The sequence below is a fragment of the Dinoroseobacter sp. PD6 genome, from assembly GCF_028807315.1.
Classification (GTDB): domain Bacteria; phylum Pseudomonadota; class Alphaproteobacteria; order Rhodobacterales; family Rhodobacteraceae; genus Dinoroseobacter; species Dinoroseobacter shibae.
Window position 1 is genome coordinate 630,149 of sequence record NZ_JARAMN010000001.1, and the last position, 17,422, is coordinate 647,570.

The following is a 17,422-nucleotide window of genomic DNA, read 5'->3' on the forward strand; positions in this document are numbered from 1 at the left end:
CATCAAAATGGCTCCGCTCGGACGACCCGCCGCTCAGCTGCTGCCATCCTCGTGCTTGGTGATCAGCATCCTGGCATCGTCCACCATGGCCGCACCGGGCAGGCCCTTGTCCTCCATTTCGGCGATCCAGGCCGCGGTCAGATCGTCGCCGATCTTGCGCAGCTCCGCCACCGTGGCATCGTCCAGCGTGTGGATCTTGTTGTCCGTGCCCGCCACGACCTCCTCGCCGAGCCCGTCGCCCTGGTCCATCGCGCGCCCGGCCCAGGCCGAGGCCTCCAGTCCGGAATTGGCGTCGATGATCGCCCTTAGATCCTCCGGCAAGCCCTCATAGGTCGCCTTGTTCATCCCCCACAGGAAGAAGGTGTTGTAAAGCGCCCGGTCCCCGCCGATCTGGGTGTGGCTGTCGGCCAGCTCATGCACCTTCAGCGGCGGCACGATCTCCCACGGGATGACCCCGCCATCGACAATCCCCTTGGACAGCGACTCGGGAAACGCCGGAACCGGCATGCCCACCGGCGTCGCGCCCAGGGTCTCCAGCAACTTGTTGGCCTGCCGCGACGGACCACGCAGCTTGAGCCCGTCGAAATCCGCGGTGCTCATGATCGGCGCGCCCTTCTTGTGGATCACCCCGGGTCCGTGGACATGGACCGCCATCAGGTGGATGTCACCCATCCGCTCCATCAGGTACTTCTCGGTAAACTCCCACGCCGCACGGGAGGAGTTTTCCGCCGACATGGTCGTCATGAAGGGCAGCTCGAACACCTCGCTCTCGGGGAATCGCCCGGGCGTATAGGCCGGCAGCGCCCAGCCGCAATCGATCACCCCGTCGCGGATCTGGTCATAAAGCGCGGGCGGCTTGCCGCCCAACTGCATCGCCGGATAGATCTCCACCTTGATGCGGCCTTCGGACTCCGCCTCGATCTTCTCCGCCCAGGGCGTGATGAAAAACTTCGGGATCGACCCCTGCGGGCTGAGGAAATGCTGACAGCGCAGCGTGACCTCCTGCGCGGCGGCGAGACCGGCGGACAGTGACAGGGCCACTGCCCCGGTCAGGGCAGTTTTGAGCAATGTGTTCATGGTGTTCCCTCCCTGGAACGAATGATCGCGATATCCCGGGCGCGCGCCGGTTCTTGGTGCCGCGCATCGCCTTGGGCAAACTCTAACGCGCCCTGTCCAAAGTGCCAGATGTTTGATGCCCCCAGTACCCGGCCGGGGGATTGACCGCGCGCCGCGCGCATGGTGCATGGGGCGCAAAGTCATCGAGGCAAGCATGATCCGGAAACTGCATGACTGGGGTGTCGGCCCGACCCCGCCTCGCCACGCGCCCCGGCCTGCGTGCCCCTCATCGCAGGCGCGGTCTTCCCCGCGCGTGCCCGGTATGCCGCTGCCGACCACCGAGAGATGCGCTTGCTGGCCTCCCTCCGCCCCCGATCCGGTCTGCGGCGCGCGATCGACGCGGGAGCCTCGATAATGCCATCATCGCCCGAGCATTTCGCGATATCCCACCGCCTGCACCAGTTGGCGGCGGGTGCGAACGGCCCCTCCGTGTCGCTGGGCTGGGTCATGTCGCAGCTTCACGAACGGGCGTTCGGCCTGTTCCTGCTGATCCTCGCCCTGCCCTGCTGCATCCCCTTTCTCTACGGCATTCCTCAGATCGTCGCCCTGCCGCTGATGTTCGTCTCCGCCCAGATCCTGTTCGGACGGCAGACCCCCTGGCTGCCCGAGCGCCTGAGCACGCGCGAGGTTCAGACCGAGGCGCTGTCGCGCCTTGCGGCGCGCGCGGAGCCTTGGCTGCACCGGATCGAGGCCGTCAGCCGCCCCCGTCTTGCCGCCCTGACCCATGGGCCCGCCGACCGCATCGTCGGGCTGGCGCTGGTCCTGTTCAGCGCGTCGATCCTGGTGCCGCTGCCGTCGACCAACACCGTGCCCGGCTTCGCGGTCGTCATCGTCGCCATGGGCCTGTTGCAGCGGGACGGGATCCTCGTCATCCTGGGCACTCTCCTGGGAACAGCCTGGATCGGGGCCCTGATCGTGGCCGGGGCGACCCTGATCAGCCTGCTCAGGTCATGGATCGGCCTGTGATTGCGTTCCGCGCCCGTCTTGTCCCATTCTGGGACAACACCCATCCCGCGGCCCCGTCCGCGCCTGTCCGAGGTCTCGATGCATCTTGACGCCCGAACATTCGCCCTTCTTGCCGCCGGCGGTTCGCTGGCGCTGCTGCTCGCGGCCTGGGGGTTCCAGTATCTCGGCGGGCTGGCGCCCTGCGCGATGTGCGTCTGGCAACGCTGGCCCCATGCGCTGGCCGTGGCCGCGGGCATGCTGGCCCTGGTCACACCGCTGGCGGCCTGGCTGGGCCTGGGCGGTGCGCTCGCCACCGCCGGGATCGGCGGCTATCACACAGGCGTGGAGCGCGGCTGGTGGGAAGGCCCCTCCACCTGTTCCTCGGGCGAGATCGGCGGGCTGAGCCCGGACGAATTGCTCGCACAGATCATGGAGGCGCCGCTGGTGCGCTGCGACGAGGTCGCCTGGCAAATGCTCGGCCTGTCCATGGCCAGTTGGAACATGGTGCTGAGCCTCGGCCTTGCCGGGCTCTGGGCGCTCGCGCTGCTGCGCGCGCGCCGGGCCTGACCGCCGCGCCACAGCCGCCGGAGACGTTACCGGATCCTTACGCCACCGTGCGAAGGTGCCCGACACTTGCCCGACACATGGCCGACACCTGTCCGACAGCGATCCGACGCGGTCGGACAGCGCTCGGTCGGGGCGATTTCAGTGCAGCGTGACCTCGTGGGTGACATGCCGCCAGTCGCCCGGCGAGATCTGTTTGCGATGCGCGAACCGGACCGAATGCAGCGCGCCTTCGATCTCGTCCTGCCAGAATTCGATGAACTTGAAGAGCCGCGGATAATCCGGTGCCAGATCGTAATCCTGCCAGATGAACGTGTTGAGAACACTGGGGTGATCGGGCATCCTGTAGAACATCTCCGCCGTGGTCAGCCCGTAGCCGCGAAGCATCAATTCGGTCTCACTTGCCTTCATCAAGATCTCCATTCTGAGTGCCGTGAGACCATCTCGCCATAGAAAAAATAATAAATCAATAAGAACAGTATGTTAGCACTCACCGCCCGAGGCTGCTTACAGGCAAAACGCACAACTTGTGCGCAAGATGAAGGTTCTGTTATACTTTCGACAACTAAATATTGTGCACCTTGTAAAGGACGCCTGCCCTCGTGACCGATACCCCGGAACCCCCTGAAAACACAGACGAAACTCCGCCCGGCGGCGGTCGGATACAGGAAACCATCTCGATCGCCGAAGAGATGAAGAGCTCCTATCTCGATTACGCCATGAGCGTGATCGTGAGCCGGGCGATTCCGGACCTCCGCGACGGGTTGAAACCGGTGCATCGGCGGATCCTCTACGCCATGCACGAGACCGGCAACACCCACGAGAAGGCCTATCGCAAATCCGCCCGCCCCGTGGGCGACGTGATGGGCAAGTACCACCCGCACGGCGATTCCGCGATCTATGACGCCCTGGTGCGGATGGCGCAGGATTTCTCCATGTCCCTGCCGCTTCTGGACGGGCAAGGCAACTTCGGCTCCATGGACGGCGACAACCCCGCGGCCATGCGCTACACCGAGGTGCGGATGGACAAACCGGCGGCGGCGCTTCTTGCGGATATCGAGAAGGAGACCGTTGATTTTCAAGACAATTATGATGGCAAGGATCGCGAACCCACGGTCCTTCCGGCGCGGTTTCCGAACATGCTGGTCAATGGCGCGGGCGGCATCGCCGTGGGCATGGCGACCAACATTCCGCCCCATAACCTGGGCGAGGTGATCGACGCCACGCTCGCGCTGATCGAGACCCCGGATCTCGAGGTCGAGGACCTGATGCAATACATCCCCGCCCCGGATTTTCCCACGGGCGGGCAGATCCTCGGCCGGGGCGGCGCGCGCAAGGCCTATCTCGAAGGCCGCGGCTCGGTCATCATCCGCGCCAAGACCCGGATCGAGGAGCTGCGCAAGGACCGCTACGCCATCGTGCTCGACGAGATCCCCTACCAGGTCAACAAGTCCTCCATGATCGAGAAGATCGCCGAACTGGTGCGCGAGAAGCGGATCGAAGGCATCGCCCATGTGCAGGACGAAAGCGACCGGGTCGGCGTCCGCGTGGTGATCGAGCTGAAACGCGACGCCACCCCCGAGGTGGTTCTGAACCAGCTCTACCGCTTCACGCCGATGCAGACCTCTTTCGGCTGCAACATGCTGGCGCTGAACGGCGGCCGGCCCGAGCAGCTGACGCTCAAGGATTTCCTGAGCAGTTTCATAACCTTCCGCGAGGAAGTTGTCGCGCGCCGCACGGCCTATGACCTGCGCAAGGCGCGCGAGCGGTCCCATGTGCTCTGCGGTCTGGCGGTGGCGGTTTCGAACGTGGACGAGGTGGTGGCCACCATCCGCGCCTCCGCCGACGCCGCCGAGGCGCGCGAGAAGCTGATGACCCGGCGCTGGCCCGCCGCCGACATCGCCGATTACATCCGGCTGATCGACGACCCGACCCACACGATGAACGAGGACGGCACCTACAACCTGTCGGAAACCCAGGCCCGCGCGATCCTCGATCTGCGGCTGCAGCGCCTGACCCAGATCGGCGTCAAGGAGGTGACTGACGAGCTGCAGGAGCTCGCCGCGAAGATCCAGGAATACCTCGACATCCTGCGCTCGCGCTCCCGGATCATGGCGATCATCTCGGACGAGCTGCGCGAGGTGAAGGATCAATTCGCCGTCCCCCGCCGCACGGAGATCACCGACTGGTCCGGCGACATGGAGGACGAGGACCTGATCGAGCGGGAGGACATGGTCGTCACCGTCACCTCCGGCGGCTATATCAAGCGCACCCCACTGGTCGAATTCCGTGCCCAACGGCGCGGCGGCAAGGGCCTGGCGGGCATGGCCACCAAGGAAGACGACGTGGTCACGACCCTCTTCGTGGCCAACACCCACACGCCGCTTCTGGTCTTCACCACGGACGGGATGGTCTACAAGCTCAAGACCTGGCGCCTGCCTTCGGGGGGGCGCAACGCGCGTGGCAAGGCGCTGGTCAACGTGCTGCCGATCGACCCCGGCACCTCCATCGCGGCGATCATGCCTGTGGACCGGGCCGAGGAAGACTGGGCCGACCTGCAGATCGTCTTCGCCACCTCGGCGGGGGACGTCCGGCGCAACGCGCTGAGCGATTTCACCAATGTCATGCGCAACGGCAAGATCGCCATGAAACTGCCCGAGGGCGTCAGCCTGGTGAAGGCGCGGATCTGTTCCGAAGAGGACGACGTGATGCTGGTCACCGCTCTGGGCCGCGCGATCCGCTTCCGCACCACGGATGTACGGGTCTTCAAGGGCCGCGATTCGACCGGCGTGCGCGGCGTGCGGCTGGCCGAGGGCGACCGGGTGGTGTCGATGGCCGTGATCCGGCATTTCGTCGCCGACCCGCAGGAGCGCGCCGCTTACCTGAAAATGCGCCGCGCCGTGGCCGGGCTCTCCGAGGAGGCCGAGAGCGAGGACGAGGACGCCGTCGAAGCCGGGCAGCTGAGCCCCGAGCGCTATGCCGAGATGTCGGCGGCCGAGGACCTGATCCTGACCATCACCGAGGGCGGCACCGGCAAGATCAGCTCATCCCACGACTACCCGGTGCGTGGCCGGGGCGGCCAGGGGGTGACGGCCATGGACAAGGCGATGCGGGGCGGCCCGCTGGTGGCGTGCTTCCCGGTGGAGATCGATGACCAGATCATGCTGGCCACTTCCACCGGCCAGTCGATCCGCTGTCCCGTGGATGGCATCAGCTTCCGCTCCCGCGCCGCCGGAGGCGTCAAGGTGTTCAACACCGCGCCCGGGGAACAGGTGGTCTCGGTGGCCTATATCGCCGACCAGGGTGAAGAAGACGGCGGCGACCCGGCCCCCGAGGCGGGCTGAGGCCACCAACCGGTCCGGGGCTGGACAGACCGGCCCGAAACAGGTGATAGACGGAGCCCGACGGGCTCCGTTCCCGCGTTCGGGCCCCGGGGCTCGGGGCAGATGCAGGCGCCTGGAAAAAAGAACAAAGCCGACAGGCTTTTCCGCTGGATCAGGAGGATACCGTGATGACCGAGACCCTGCATATCGTTGGCGGCGGCATGGCCGGATCCGAGGCCGCCTGGCAGGCCGCGCAGATGGGCGTGTCCGTGGTGATCCACGAGATGCGCCCCAAGGTCGGCACCTTCGCCCACAAGACCGGCCACCTGGCCGAGATGGTCTGTTCGAACTCCTTCCGCTCCGACGATGACGAGCAGAACGCGGTGGGCCTGCTGCATTGGGAGATGCGCGCCGCGGGTGCGCTGATCATGGAGATGGCAGATGCCCATGCGCTCCCGGCCGGCGGGGCGCTCGCCGTGGACCGGGAGCCTTTCGCGGAGTCGGTGACTGCACGGCTCCGCGCGCACCCGAACATCCGCGTGGAAGGCACTGAAATCACGTCGCTTCCCGCGGAGGGCAAGTGGATCATCGCCACCGGTCCGCTGACCTCCGGCGCGCTGGCCGAGGCGATTGCCGCCGAGACCGGGCAGGAAAGCCTGGCGTTTTTCGACGCCATCGCACCGATCCTCTATTTCGACAGTATCGACATGACCAAGGCCTGGATGCAGTCGCGTTACGACAAGGGCGAGACCGAGGAAGAGCGCACCGCGTACCTCAACTGCCCCATGGATCGCGACCAGTACGAGGCATTCATCGACGCGCTGCTGGCCGCGGAGAAAACCGAGTTCAAACCGGGCGAGACCGCCGGTTACTTCGACGGCTGCCTGCCGATCGAGGTGATGGCCGAACGCGGGCGGGAGACATTGCGCCACGGGCCGATGAAACCCGTGGGCCTGACCAACCCGCACCAGCCCGACGTCAAGGCCCATGCCGTAGTTCAACTTCGCCGGGATAACGCCCTGGGAACCCTTTATAATATCGTGGGTTTCCAGACCAAGATGAAGTACGGCGCGCAGAAAGAAGTCCTGCGCATGATCCCGGGGCTGGAGGAGGCCCGGTTTGCCCGGCTGGGCGGCATTCACCGCAATACGTTCATCAACGCGCCCACCTTGCTCGATGACCAGATGCGGCTGCACTCGCGGCCCAACCTGCGCTTTGCGGGGCAGATCACCGGGGTCGAGGGCTATGTGGAAAGTGCGGCGATGGGGCTCTTGGCGGGGCGGATGGCCGCCGCCGAGATCCTCGGCGCGCCGCTGGCCAGCCCGCCACAGGAGACCGCCATGGGCGCCCTGATCCATCACATCACCGGGGGCGCGGAGGCCAAGACCTTTCAGCCGATGAATGTCAATTTCGGGCTTTTCCCGCCGCTCGACGGGGTGCGCGGCGGGCGGCGGGGCCGCAAGGAACGCTACAAGGGCTATACCGACCGCGCCAAGGCCGCCTGGCAGGGCTGGCTGGGGCAGACGGCGCTGGCGGCGGAGTGACCGAGCGTCAAGTTCGCCCTGCAACCCATTGATCCTTAGATGATTACCCGCTTTGCCCCTTCGCCCACCGGGCCGCTCCATCTGGGTCACGGTTTCTCCGCCCTGACGGCGTGGCGGATGGCGCAGGCGGCGGGCGGCACCTTCCTGCTTCGGATCGAGGATATCGATCCGAGCCGCGCGCGCCCGGAATGGGAGGCGCTGATCTACGCGGATCTGCGCTGGCTGGGCCTGGATTGGCCGGAGCCGGTGATGCGGCAGTCCGAGCGGGCCGAAGCCTATGCCGCGGCGCTCGATGCCCTGTGGGATTGCGGCTTGCTCTATCCCTGCAGCTGCAGTCGCCGGGACATCCAGGAGGCCGCGCGCGCCCCGCAGGAGGGCGCGCCGCTCCTGGGCCCGGACGGCGTGGTCTATCCCGGCACCTGTCGCGGGCGGGACCGGGGCGGCGCCCGGCCCGAGGGTGCGGTGCTGCGGCTGGACATGGCGGCGGCGCTGGCCGCACTCGGCGCGCGCGAGTTGGGCTTTAGCGAGACGGGTGAGGGGCTTGGGGGGCACGGTGGATATGTCGGTTTGACCCCGGAGACCTTGCTGACCCATGTGGGGGATGTCGTCTTGTGCCGCCGGGACATGGCGACCTCCTATCACCTGTCGGTGGTGGTGGACGATGCCGCGCAAGGGATCACCCATGTGGTGCGCGGGCGCGACCTGTTCGAGGCAACCGCGATCCATGTGGTGCTGCAGGCCCTGTTGGAGCTGCCGGTCCCGGACTACCACCATCACCGCCTGATCCGCGACGCGACCGGCAAGCGGCTGGCCAAGCGCGACGATGCGCGGGCGCTGTCGGCCTATCGGGCGGAAGGGCTGTCGCCTCAGCAGGTTATCGCGTTGTTTGAAAGCTCTGTGTGAAACGCCTCGCGGATGCGGGTTTCGCAGAGTTGGGCGAGGGCCTTGCGGTCGGTCACCTCCGAGACCGCGATGGGATCGTGGAATTGCACCACCACCCGACCCTGACGCGGCAGCGCCAGCACTTGCAGGAAATGCGCGCCGAACTCCATATCGCCCCACCAGCCATAGAGGCGCGGGTCGGCCCCCGCGGGCGCGTGGTAGGTCACGGTCACCGCCTGGATGGCGCAGGTTTCACGCAGATCGTCGGTGAAGAACGCCGCGAAAAGCGTTGGTTTGAAAGGCAGAATGCGCTGGCTGTCCGAACTCGTGCCCTCGGGGAAAAACAGCAGGCGATGCCCGGCAAGGGTGCGGTCGCGGAAGAGCGCGGTCTGGGCCGGCGCCTCCCGCCGGTCGCGGGCGATGAACACCGTGCCCGTGGCCCGCGCCAGCCAGCCGATACCGGGCCAGCGGGCGACCTCGGCCTTGGAGACGAAATAGACGGTCTGACACGCGTTCAGCACGAAGATGTCGAGCCAGCTGGCGTGGTTGGCGACCTGCGCGCCCTGGCCGGTCATGGGCCGCCCGCGCACCCCGTAGCCCAGCCCGATCAGCCAGAGCGCCGCGCGGCACACGGCGGTGGTGACATGCGGCGTCACCGGGCGGTCCGGCCCGCAGAGGGGGCGCTCGACCAGACGCAGGAGCAAGAGCACCGCGAGCCCGCCGAACACCACGACCGCCAGGGGCACACCCCGCAGCCCGATCCGCGCCCAGTCCCCCGCGCCGAGCCGCCGCGGCGTGCAGGGCGGCGCGTCGCCGTACCAGGTGCTCATGACACGCGTGCGATGTGAAATGCCTTGCGCTTCTCGGACATTCGCGTGGTGTCCATCACCAGGCAGACATCGGTGGTGTTGAAGGCGTGATCCACGAAGGCGCCCTCCCCGACCCCACCACCGAGCCGCAGGTAGGCCTTGATCAGGGGCGGGATGGCGCGGTTCGCCGCCACGATGTCGAGCTGAGCCTCGGAGATCAGGTTCATGGTCTGGAAATGGTCCGGCTGGGCCCGCACGCGCAGGTCCTTCGGGGCCATATGCCGGTGGTGCAGTAACGACAGAGGCGCCGCCAGCGCGTCGAGATCCGTGCCATGGAAGCTGGCCACGCCGAAGAGCACCTCGATCCCGTGGGCTTCGACATATTCCGCCAGCCCGCCCCAGAGCGCCATCATCGCCAGCCCGCCGCGGTAATCGGCATGAACGCAGGAGCGCCCAAGCTCCAGCAGGCGGCGGCCCGTGGCCCGCAGGGGCGCAAGATCGTACTCCCCCTCGGAATAAAAGGCTCGCCCCGCCGGCAGGGCCGCATCGCGCAAGAGCCGGTAGACCCCGACCACCCCGCACAAATCGTCGGCAGGCCGCGCCAGATCGCGCAGCAGAAGATGCTCGTAGAGCGGATCGAACGCATCCCTTTCCAGCCGCGCGTCGTGATCCACCAGGTCCCCGCCACCCCCCAACTCGGCCACGAAGACCTCGTAGCGCAACCGCTGGGCCGCACGCAATTCCTCTGCCGTGGTGGCGAGTTTCACGTCAAATCGGGGCGTGTGGGTCAACATGGTCCGCTGTCTGCAAGGCGTGTTCAGGCATCATGTCATCCGCATCGTCCATGGGACATGACATTCGTTGACACAACCTAGGGTTGTTGTTAGCTTTTTGGTACACTCATTCAAGGAACGTCAGTCCATGTCGAAAAGCCGATCCAGTGCGACGCGCCGACCGTCGAGGACCACCTTTCCCTCGTTCTCGAAATTCACGGTGATGCGGCTGTCGATGTTCGACTGCACCTGTCCGATGCCCCAGTCCGGCTCGGCGGGGTTGCGCACGAACATCCCGGGCTCCAGCAGGGCGTTGAGTTCAGACATGGCCGCACGTCCTTTCGACGGAGGTTGCTATGGATGAGCCTGGGGGGACTCAGGCGCGCAGCGATCTGAGCGCGCTGATCGGGTCTCGCATCTGTCACGATCTTATTAGCCCATTGGGCGCGATCGGCAATGGTCTGGAGCTTTTGCAGATGTCCGGGGCGTCCGAAAGCCCGGAAATGACCCTGATCGCAGACAGCGTCACCAGCGCCAATGCCCGGATCCGGTTTTTCCGGATCGCCTATGGCGACGCGGTGCAGAACCAGATGATCAAGGGCGCGGAATTGCGCGGTGCGCTCCATGGCAGCTACCAGGGCAGCCGGTTGCAGGTCGACTGGCAGCCGGAGGACATGCTGCGGTCGACCGCCAAGCGCGGGTTCCTGGCGTTGCAATGCCTGGAGACGGCGATGCCTTATGGCGGGCGCATCCGCGCGGTGGATGTGGGCCGGCGCGGCCTGGTCTTCGAGGGCAGCGCGGAGCGCTTCGCCTATGACGCGACCTTGTGGGAAGGGCTGACACAGAACGGCCCCTGGGAAGGGGTCCGGCCCGCACAGGTGCAATTCCCCCTGCTGGCCGAACTGGCGCGGGAGGCCGGGAATGCCATCTCGGTGTCGCGGACCGACGCGACGCTGACCCTGAGTGTCTGAGCGGCCCGGCGGGGTCAGGCGCGGATCGTGCCGTCACCCTCCACCAGGTATTTGAACGAGGTCAACTGCTCGGCCCCCACCGGTCCGCGGGCGTGCATCTTGCCCGTGGCGATGCCGATCTCCGCCCCCATGCCGAACTCGCCCCCATCGGCGAACTGGGTGGAGGCGTTGCGCATCAGGATCGCGCTGTCGAGCCGTTGGAAGAAACGCTCGGCGGTGGCGTCGTTCTCGGTCAGGATGCAGTCGGTGTGCTGGGAGCCGTAGCGCCGGATATGGGCGATGGCCCCGTCCACCCCGTCGACCACCCGGGCGGCGATGATCATGTCGAGAAACTCGCGGCCGAAATCGTCGGCCTTGGCCGGGACGGTGCCGGGGATCGCCTGCAAGATATCGTCCGCGCGCACCTCGACCCCGGCCGCGATGAGCTCCGCGATGAAGGTTGCGCCGTTCCTGTCGTACCAGGCCCGGTCCACCAGGAGGCATTCGGCCGCCCCGCAGATGCCCGTGCGCCGGGTCTTGGCGTTGAGGATCACGCGGGCGGTCTTCCCGGGATCGGCGTCCGCATCCACGTAGATGTGGCAGATCCCTTCGAGATGGGCGAAGACCGGCACGCGTGCCTCGGCCTGCACCCGGCCCACGAGGCCCTTGCCGCCCCGGGGGATGATCACGTCGATCGTGTCGGTCATGGTCAGCATCTCGCCCACCGCGGCCCGGTCGCGGGTCGGCACCAGCTGGATCGCGGTCTCGGGCAGGTCTGCGGCGCGCAGCCCGTCCCTCAGGCAGGCATGGATCAGGCTTGAGGAATGGAAGCTCTCGGACCCGCCGCGCAGGATGACCGCGTTGCCGGATTTCAGGCACAGAGCGCCCGCATCCGCCGTGACGTTGGGCCGGCTTTCATAGATTACGCCGATCACGCCCAGGGGCGTGCGCACCCGGCGGATATGCAGCCCCGTGGGCCGGTCCCATTCCGACAGAACCGCGCCGACGGGGTCGTCCTGGGCGGCCACGGCGCGCAACCCGTCGACAATGCCCTGGATGCGCGCCTCGTCCAGCGCGAGCCGGTCCATCATCGCGGGGCTCAGCCCCTTGTCGCGACCATAATCCAGATCGCGCGCATTGGCGGCGATGATCTCGTCCCGCCGGGCCCAGACCGCATCGGCCGCAGCCGTCAGCGCCTGCGCGCGCTGGTCTGCCGGGGCAAAGGCCAACTCCGCAGCGGCCGCCTTTGCGGCGGACCCGATCTCGGCCATCAGGGCGGGGATATCGGCGAAGTCTTTCATGGTTCGCGCCTCCTTTGTTGGGTGCAGGAAATACCCCGCTCCTGTCCCGCCGACAACGAAAAAGCCCCGGCGCGAAACCGGGGCTTCGATCCGATGGCCAGTTCAGGTCCGCCTGCGCCGCATCAGCACCATCCCGAGCAGGCCGCTCAGCAATAACGCCCCACCGGCCGGCAAGGGAATTGGCGCCACCTTGGACAGGGATGTAATGGTGAAATTTGTCCGCTCAAACCCGCCGTCCGCGTTCTCGCCGAAAAAGTAAAGTTGAACGAGGTCGAAATCCGCCAGGTCGATCGTGTCCGGCAGATCAATGGAGTCGAAAACCGTGCGCGTGTTGTCGATGAGAAAAAGGCTCACTCGTTCCCAGGACACCGCAGGCGGGTCGACCTCATAAACCAGTCCCACGGTGTCATTGACGTCGTTCTCTTCGATCCGAAACAAGTCCGGCAGTGCGACGCCCGAGAGATCGAGGCCATCGACCCGCAAATCGATCACCGAATAGAGCGAGCGGGTAAAGTTCGGACTGGGACCAGTATCGCCGGTCTCTGTCCGAAGCAGTTCATCGTCGAAGGTGAAGCTGCCCGAGAGATTTCCAAGGTCCTCTGCCGCGTCAGCGACGGAGTTTGTCGGAACGTCACTGGAGCGGAAGGAAAATGACGCTTCGAAGTCGTAGGTGACGGGGGCGGCGGGGGCGCTGGCCGCGGAAAAAAGGACTGCGGCCGCATAGATTACAAGTTTCATGGTTAAAAGCCTTCTGTCGTATAAGGCTAATAAAGTGGCATATTTCACCGATTCGTTCAATAAATGTGCAATTTTCGAACACCCAAGCCGGGGTAGATCAGAGCACCATGTCGTCGCGGTGGATCAGCACCGCGCGGCCCGGGTAGCCGAGCACCGCCTCGATCTCGGCGCTGCGGTGGCCGCGAATGGCGCGCGCCTCGACGGCGGTGTAGCGGGTCAGGCCGCGGCCCAGGGCGGTGCCGTCCGGTGCGAGGATGGTGACAGGATCGCCGCGCCCGAACGCGCCCGAGACCTCGGTGATGCCCGCGGGCAGCAGGCTCTTGCCCCGTTTCAGCGCGGCACAGGCGCCTGCATCCACGGTGATCTCGCCGCGCGGTTTCATCGCCGCGATCCAGTGCTTGCGCGCGGCCAGCGGGTCGGTGCGCGGTACGAACCAGGTGGCGGGCGCGCCGTCCATCAGCGCCTTGAGGGGGCGCGGGCGGGCGCCTTCGGTGATCGCCATGGCGCAGCCTGCATCCATCGCCGTGCGCGCGGCCATCAGCTTGGTCTTCATCCCGCCCTTGGACAGGCCCGAGACCGCGTCGCCCGCCATCGCTTCGATCTCGGGGGTGATCTCGTCCACCCGATCGAAGCGCGTGGCGGTGGGGTCGGTCGCCGGGTTCGCGGTATAGAGCCCGTCCACATCCGACAGCAGCACCAGCTGGTCCGCCCCGGCCATGACCGCGACCTGCGCGGCCAGCCGGTCGTTGTCGCCATAGCGGATCTCATCCGTGGCGATGGTGTCGTTCTCGTTGACGATGGGGGTCACGCCGAGCGACAGGAGCGTGCCGAGCGTGGCGCGGGTGTTGAGGTAGCGGCGGCGGTCGGTGCTGTCCTCCAGCGTCACGAGCACCTGGGCGGTGGTGATCTTGTGGGGGGCGAGCACCTCTTCATAGGCGCGGGCGAGCCGGATCTGGCCCACGGCGGCGGCGGCCTGGGCCTGTTCCAGCGGCAGCGCGCCAGTGCCGAGGGCCAGCACCCGGCGCCCGAGCGCGATGGAACCGGACGACACGAGGATCACGTCCGCCCCGCGCGCGCGGATCTCGGCCACGTCCTGGGCCAGCCCGGTCAGCCAGTCCTGCCGCAACGCCCCGCTGGCCTGGTCCACCAGCAGGGCAGAGCCGATCTTGACCACGAGGCAGCGCGCGGCACTCAGGGTTGCCAAGAGGTATCCTCCCGATCCGTGGCCTCCTCGGCTTGGCGCGCGCCGTCGATCCGTCGGCGCACGGCGCGCAAGACATCCTGCACCCCCTCGCCCGACACGCCCGAGAGCTGCAGCACGGGAAAGCCGCTGGCGGCCTGGAGGGCGGCGGCCTTCTCGGCACGCTCTTGCTCGTCCAGCGCGTCGATCTTGTTCAGGGCCGTGACCCGCGGCTTGGTCGCCAGAGCGCCGCCATAGGCCTGCAACTCGGTGAGGATGGTGCGGTAGTCGGCCACCACGTCCTCGGCGGTGCCGTCCACCAGGTGCAACAGCACCGCGCAGCGTTCCACATGGCCGAGGAAGCGGTCGCCGATGCCGCGCCCCTCATGGGCGCCCTCGATCAGGCCGGGGATGTCGGCCATCACGAACTCGGTCCCGTCCACGCCCACCACGCCCAGGTTGGGATGCAGGGTGGTGAACGGGTAATCGGCAATCTTGGGCCGGGCGTTGGAGGTCGCGGCGAGAAAGGTCGACTTACCCGCATTGGGCAGGCCCAGAAGCCCCGCATCGGCGATCAGCTTCAGCCGCAGCCAGATCGTCCGCTCCACCCCCGGCTGGCCGGGGTTGGCCCGGCGCGGGGCCTGGTTGGTGGCGGATTTGAAATGCAGGTTGCCGAAGCCGCCATTGCCGCCCTTGGCCAGAAGCACCCTTTGGCCGATCTCGGTCATGTCGGCGATCACGGTCTCTTCGTCCTCTTCGAGGATCTCGGTGCCCACGGGCACGCGCAGGGTCACGCCGGTCCCGTCCTTGCCGGTGCGCTGCTTGCCCATGCCGTGCTGGCCGGACTTGGCGAAGAAATGCTGCTGGTAGCGGAAGTCGATCAGGGTGTTCAGCCCGTCGACCGCCTCGACCCAGACATCGCCGCCGCGCCCACCATCGCCGCCATCGGGGCCACCGTATTCGATGTATTTCTCGCGCCGGAAGCTGATCGCCCCGGTGCCGCCGCCGCCGGAGCGGATATAGACTTTGGCCAGATCGAGGAATTTCATGAAAGCGCCTTTTCGGGTTGGCGTCGCTCGTACAGGAACACCGGCGCAGGCTCAAGCCGCGCGCGGGAGGTTGCCATGCCCTGCCCCGTGCGCGCAAAGCCGCAGGCCTTTAGCACCTTGCCGGAGGCGGGGTTGTCGGTGAAGACCTCGGCCCCGAGCACCGGCAGGTCGAACCGGGTCTGCACCGCGTCGGCAAAGGCCCGGACCGCCTCGCGGGCGTAGCCCCGGCCCCAGCTGTCGGGGTCGAGAAAGTAGAAGATATGCGGCTGTCGGCTGACCCCGATGGAGCCGATCATCCGCCCCTCCGGCAGGCAGATCGCCAGCCGGAAGCCCAGGGTGCCGCGCCAGGTGTCGCGCGCGATCACGGCCGCGGCCTCGACCTCCGGCCAGGGGATGGTGGCCACGAAGATGTTGGGCGCGACCTTGGGGTGTCCGGCGATGCGCGCGAGCGTGGCGGCGTCGCCGAGCGCGAGCGGGCGCAGGTGCAACCGCGCGGTGCGCAGCTCGGGCAGCGGGCCGGTCATGGCACGTAATCCTCCGGGTCCAGCCACATCCCCTTGATGACGACCTCCTGCCCGGTGGAGAGCGGCGTGATGCGACGGTCCGCGCAGGGCGTGAAGCCCAGCTTGCTCAGCACCCGGGCCGACCGCGTGTTGCCCGCGTGGTAGCCCGAGAGCAACCCGGGCGCGTCGGGTGTGGCGAAGTGATGGGCAAGCACGGCGCGGGAGGCCTCGGTGGCATAGCCCTGCCCCCAGGCGGCGCGCCGCAGCCAGTAGCCGAATTCCCGACGCCGCCCGATGCAGCCGACAAGACCGCCCGCGTCATGGATCATCCAGACCTCGCCCGCGTTGCCGCGGTTCTTGGCGATGAAGGCCTCGGCATCGGACAGCCCGTAGGGATAGGGCGCGCGGGAAAGCCAGCGCAGCACCTCGAAATCGTGGATTGCCGCGACGATCGCGGTGGCGTCGGCATCGACGACCGGGCGCAAGCAGAGCCGGGCCGTCGTCAGAACGTGGCCCGGCGTCTCCATCGGCTCAGTCCACGGTCTTGAGGTAGGTCCAGGTCGGCACCTTCGCGTTGCGCGCCACGGAAAACGCCTCCGCATCGCCGAGATAGTCGAAGCCCGCATTGGTCAGCACCCGCGCCGAGACCGGGTTGTCCTGGAAAACCGCGCCGAAGATCGTCTTGTTCGCCAAGGGGTTGGCATCCACGAGCGCGTGCACCGCCTCGCTCGCGAAGCCGGCGTTCCAGCAGGCAGGCGCCACCCAGTAGCTGATCTCGGACTGGCCGCGGTCCATGCGCTTGAGGGAGATCACGCCCAGCAGCTCCCCCCCGCCGAACTCCGACGCGTCGATGGCCCAGACGATCTCGTCGCTGCCCGGTGCGATCACGCGGGCGATGAAGGCCTCAGACGTGCCGGGGGGCAGCGGATGGGGAATCGATGTCGTTGCCTCCGCCACGCGCTTGTCACTGGTATAGAGCGCCATCAGCCCGGCATCCGACGCCCGCAGGGGCCGCAGGATGAACCGCTTGGCCGGAATGGCCGCTGCGGGTGCGATCGTTTCATAACTCATGCTGGTCCTCCTCCGAACAGCACATAAAGGACGCTGGCGAGCGTCAGGCCCGCCAGGACATACATCAAGATCGGCTCCACCGCGGTGCCCGCGACCCGGGCCGCCATGGCCGACCCGCCCCAGGCCCAGATCGGCTGCAGCACGATCTGGCAGGCCAGAAGGCAAAGCGCGATGGTCAGCGTGGCCTGCAGCGCAGGCGTGCCAGGGGCGGTGAAGCTGGTGAAGCCCGCTGTGATCATCGCCCAGGCCTTGGGGTTGAGCGGGTGCACGATCAGCCCGGCGGCAAATCCCGGCGCGGGGGCGCCCTCGGCCTCGGGTGTGCCGAGACGCAACCGGGTCACGCGCCAGGCAAGATAACAGATATAAGCCGCCGATACCCATTTCAGGGTCTCGAAGATCCATGGCTGCCTCGTGCCGAGCGCCAGCAAGCCGAAGCCCATGGGCCAGATGATGAACTGCTTGCCCGCGATCACCCCGGCCAGAAACGGCACTGCCCGGCGCAGCCCGAACCGCGCGCCGGTGGCCATCAACGCCATGTTCGCCGGGCCGGGGGTTCCGACCTGGCTGGCGGCGAAAACGAGGAAACTGCCGATGGCGACGCTCATGGGGGACTTCCGGGTTGCGCGATGCGGGACGGAATGCTGCGATTGCATATGCCGCGGGGCCAAAACGAA

Annotated in this window: 19 protein-coding genes; 6 read left to right on the forward strand and 13 right to left on the reverse strand. The window is 67.1% G+C overall.

Features of this window, described 5'->3' with window-relative positions:
• Positions 1-33: 33 nt before the first annotated feature.
• Positions 34-1,077, reverse strand: a complete 1,044-nt coding sequence (locus PVW48_RS02950) for a TRAP transporter substrate-binding protein (protein ID WP_274580210.1) — start codon at positions 1,075-1,077, stop codon at positions 34-36.
• Between the two features lie 393 nt (positions 1,078-1,470).
• On the opposite strand from PVW48_RS02950, the gene PVW48_RS02955 reads away from it, so the two are divergent.
• Both PVW48_RS02955 and PVW48_RS02960 read left to right on the forward strand, forming a co-directional pair.
• Positions 1,471-2,082: an exopolysaccharide biosynthesis protein gene (locus PVW48_RS02955; protein WP_274580211.1), complete on the forward strand. Its 612-nt coding sequence runs from the start codon at positions 1,471-1,473 to the stop codon at positions 2,080-2,082.
• Between the two features lie 78 nt (positions 2,083-2,160).
• The gene (locus PVW48_RS02960) at positions 2,161-2,628 is read left to right on the forward strand and encodes a disulfide bond formation protein B (RefSeq protein ID WP_274580212.1); all 468 of its coding nucleotides are present in this window, start codon (positions 2,161-2,163) and stop codon (positions 2,626-2,628) included.
• A 138-nt stretch (positions 2,629-2,766) separates the two neighbouring features.
• Here PVW48_RS02960 and PVW48_RS02965 read toward each other — a convergent pair whose 3' ends face one another.
• Positions 2,767-3,036, reverse strand: a complete 270-nt coding sequence (locus tag PVW48_RS02965; protein WP_012178149.1) for an usg protein — start codon at positions 3,034-3,036, stop codon at positions 2,767-2,769.
• Positions 3,037-3,227: 191 nt separating this feature from the next.
• On the opposite strand from PVW48_RS02965, the gene gyrA reads away from it, so the two are divergent.
• The 3 genes from gyrA (at position 3,228) to gluQRS (ending at position 8,395) form a co-directional block, all read left to right on the forward strand.
• Positions 3,228-5,969: a DNA gyrase subunit A gene (gene gyrA, locus PVW48_RS02970; protein WP_274580214.1), complete on the forward strand. Its 2,742-nt coding sequence runs from the start codon at positions 3,228-3,230 to the stop codon at positions 5,967-5,969.
• A 167-nt stretch (positions 5,970-6,136) separates the two neighbouring features.
• Positions 6,137-7,492: a methylenetetrahydrofolate--tRNA-(uracil(54)-C(5))-methyltransferase (FADH(2)-oxidizing) TrmFO gene (trmFO, locus tag PVW48_RS02975; RefSeq protein ID WP_274580215.1), complete on the forward strand. Its 1,356-nt coding sequence runs from the start codon at positions 6,137-6,139 to the stop codon at positions 7,490-7,492.
• Between the two features lie 39 nt (positions 7,493-7,531).
• Complete coding sequence (gene gluQRS, locus PVW48_RS02980) at positions 7,532-8,395, forward strand: tRNA glutamyl-Q(34) synthetase GluQRS (protein WP_274580216.1); 864 nt, start codon at positions 7,532-7,534, stop codon at positions 8,393-8,395.
• On the opposite strand, the gene PVW48_RS02985 is transcribed toward gluQRS, so the two are convergent.
• The 3 genes from PVW48_RS02985 to PVW48_RS02995 form a co-directional block, all read right to left on the reverse strand.
• Complete coding sequence (locus tag PVW48_RS02985; RefSeq protein WP_274580217.1) at positions 8,359-9,204, reverse strand: lysophospholipid acyltransferase family protein; 846 nt, start codon at positions 9,202-9,204, stop codon at positions 8,359-8,361. The genes gluQRS and PVW48_RS02985 overlap by 37 nt on opposite strands.
• Entirely contained in the window at positions 9,201-9,977 is a 777-nt protein-coding gene (locus PVW48_RS02990) for a GNAT family N-acetyltransferase (protein WP_274580218.1), read from the reverse strand. Before PVW48_RS02990 ends, PVW48_RS02985 begins: the two co-directional genes overlap by 4 nt.
• A gap of 120 nt (positions 9,978-10,097) precedes the next feature.
• Positions 10,098-10,283, reverse strand: a complete 186-nt coding sequence (locus PVW48_RS02995; protein WP_012178143.1) for a DUF3553 domain-containing protein — start codon at positions 10,281-10,283, stop codon at positions 10,098-10,100.
• A 29-nt stretch (positions 10,284-10,312) separates the two neighbouring features.
• Here PVW48_RS02995 and PVW48_RS03000 point away from each other — a divergent pair, with 29 nt between their 5' ends.
• Positions 10,313-10,927 (forward strand): histidine phosphotransferase family protein, encoded by a 615-nt coding sequence (locus PVW48_RS03000; protein ID WP_274580220.1) that lies wholly within the window; start codon positions 10,313-10,315, stop codon positions 10,925-10,927.
• Between the two features lie 14 nt (positions 10,928-10,941).
• Here PVW48_RS03000 and PVW48_RS03005 read toward each other — a convergent pair whose 3' ends face one another.
• The 8 genes from PVW48_RS03005 to PVW48_RS03040 all read right to left on the reverse strand — a co-directional run bounded on the left by PVW48_RS03005 (position 10,942) and on the right by PVW48_RS03040 (position 17,353).
• Positions 10,942-12,207 carry a glutamate-5-semialdehyde dehydrogenase gene (locus PVW48_RS03005; RefSeq protein WP_274580221.1) on the reverse strand — a complete coding sequence of 422 codons (1,266 nt, stop codon included), beginning with the start codon at positions 12,205-12,207 and terminating at the stop codon, positions 10,942-10,944.
• Positions 12,208-12,309: 102 nt separating this feature from the next.
• Complete coding sequence (locus PVW48_RS03010) at positions 12,310-12,945, reverse strand: VPLPA-CTERM sorting domain-containing protein (protein WP_274580222.1); 636 nt, start codon at positions 12,943-12,945, stop codon at positions 12,310-12,312.
• Between the two features lie 97 nt (positions 12,946-13,042).
• Positions 13,043-14,149 (reverse strand): glutamate 5-kinase, encoded by a 1,107-nt coding sequence (gene proB / locus PVW48_RS03015; RefSeq protein ID WP_274580223.1) that lies wholly within the window; start codon positions 14,147-14,149, stop codon positions 13,043-13,045.
• Positions 14,137-15,174 (reverse strand): GTPase ObgE, encoded by a 1,038-nt coding sequence (gene obgE / locus PVW48_RS03020; protein WP_274580225.1) that lies wholly within the window; start codon positions 15,172-15,174, stop codon positions 14,137-14,139. The genes proB and obgE overlap by 13 nt, the downstream gene beginning before the upstream one ends.
• Positions 15,171-15,698 carry a GNAT family N-acetyltransferase gene (locus PVW48_RS03025; protein WP_274580226.1) on the reverse strand — a complete coding sequence of 176 codons (528 nt, stop codon included), beginning with the start codon at positions 15,696-15,698 and terminating at the stop codon, positions 15,171-15,173. Before PVW48_RS03025 ends, obgE begins: the two co-directional genes overlap by 4 nt.
• Positions 15,695-16,204 carry a GNAT family N-acetyltransferase gene (locus tag PVW48_RS03030; RefSeq protein ID WP_274580227.1) on the reverse strand — a complete coding sequence of 170 codons (510 nt, stop codon included), beginning with the start codon at positions 16,202-16,204 and terminating at the stop codon, positions 15,695-15,697. The genes PVW48_RS03025 and PVW48_RS03030 overlap by 4 nt, the downstream gene beginning before the upstream one ends.
• 4 nt (positions 16,205-16,208) lie before the next feature.
• Positions 16,209-16,748, reverse strand: coding sequence for a GNAT family N-acetyltransferase (locus tag PVW48_RS03035; RefSeq protein ID WP_274580228.1), 540 nt, complete (start codon positions 16,746-16,748; stop codon positions 16,209-16,211).
• Positions 16,745-17,353, reverse strand: a complete 609-nt coding sequence (locus PVW48_RS03040; protein ID WP_044027679.1) for a LysE family translocator — start codon at positions 17,351-17,353, stop codon at positions 16,745-16,747. The genes PVW48_RS03035 and PVW48_RS03040 overlap by 4 nt, the downstream gene beginning before the upstream one ends.
• Positions 17,354-17,422: the final 69 nt, after the last annotated feature.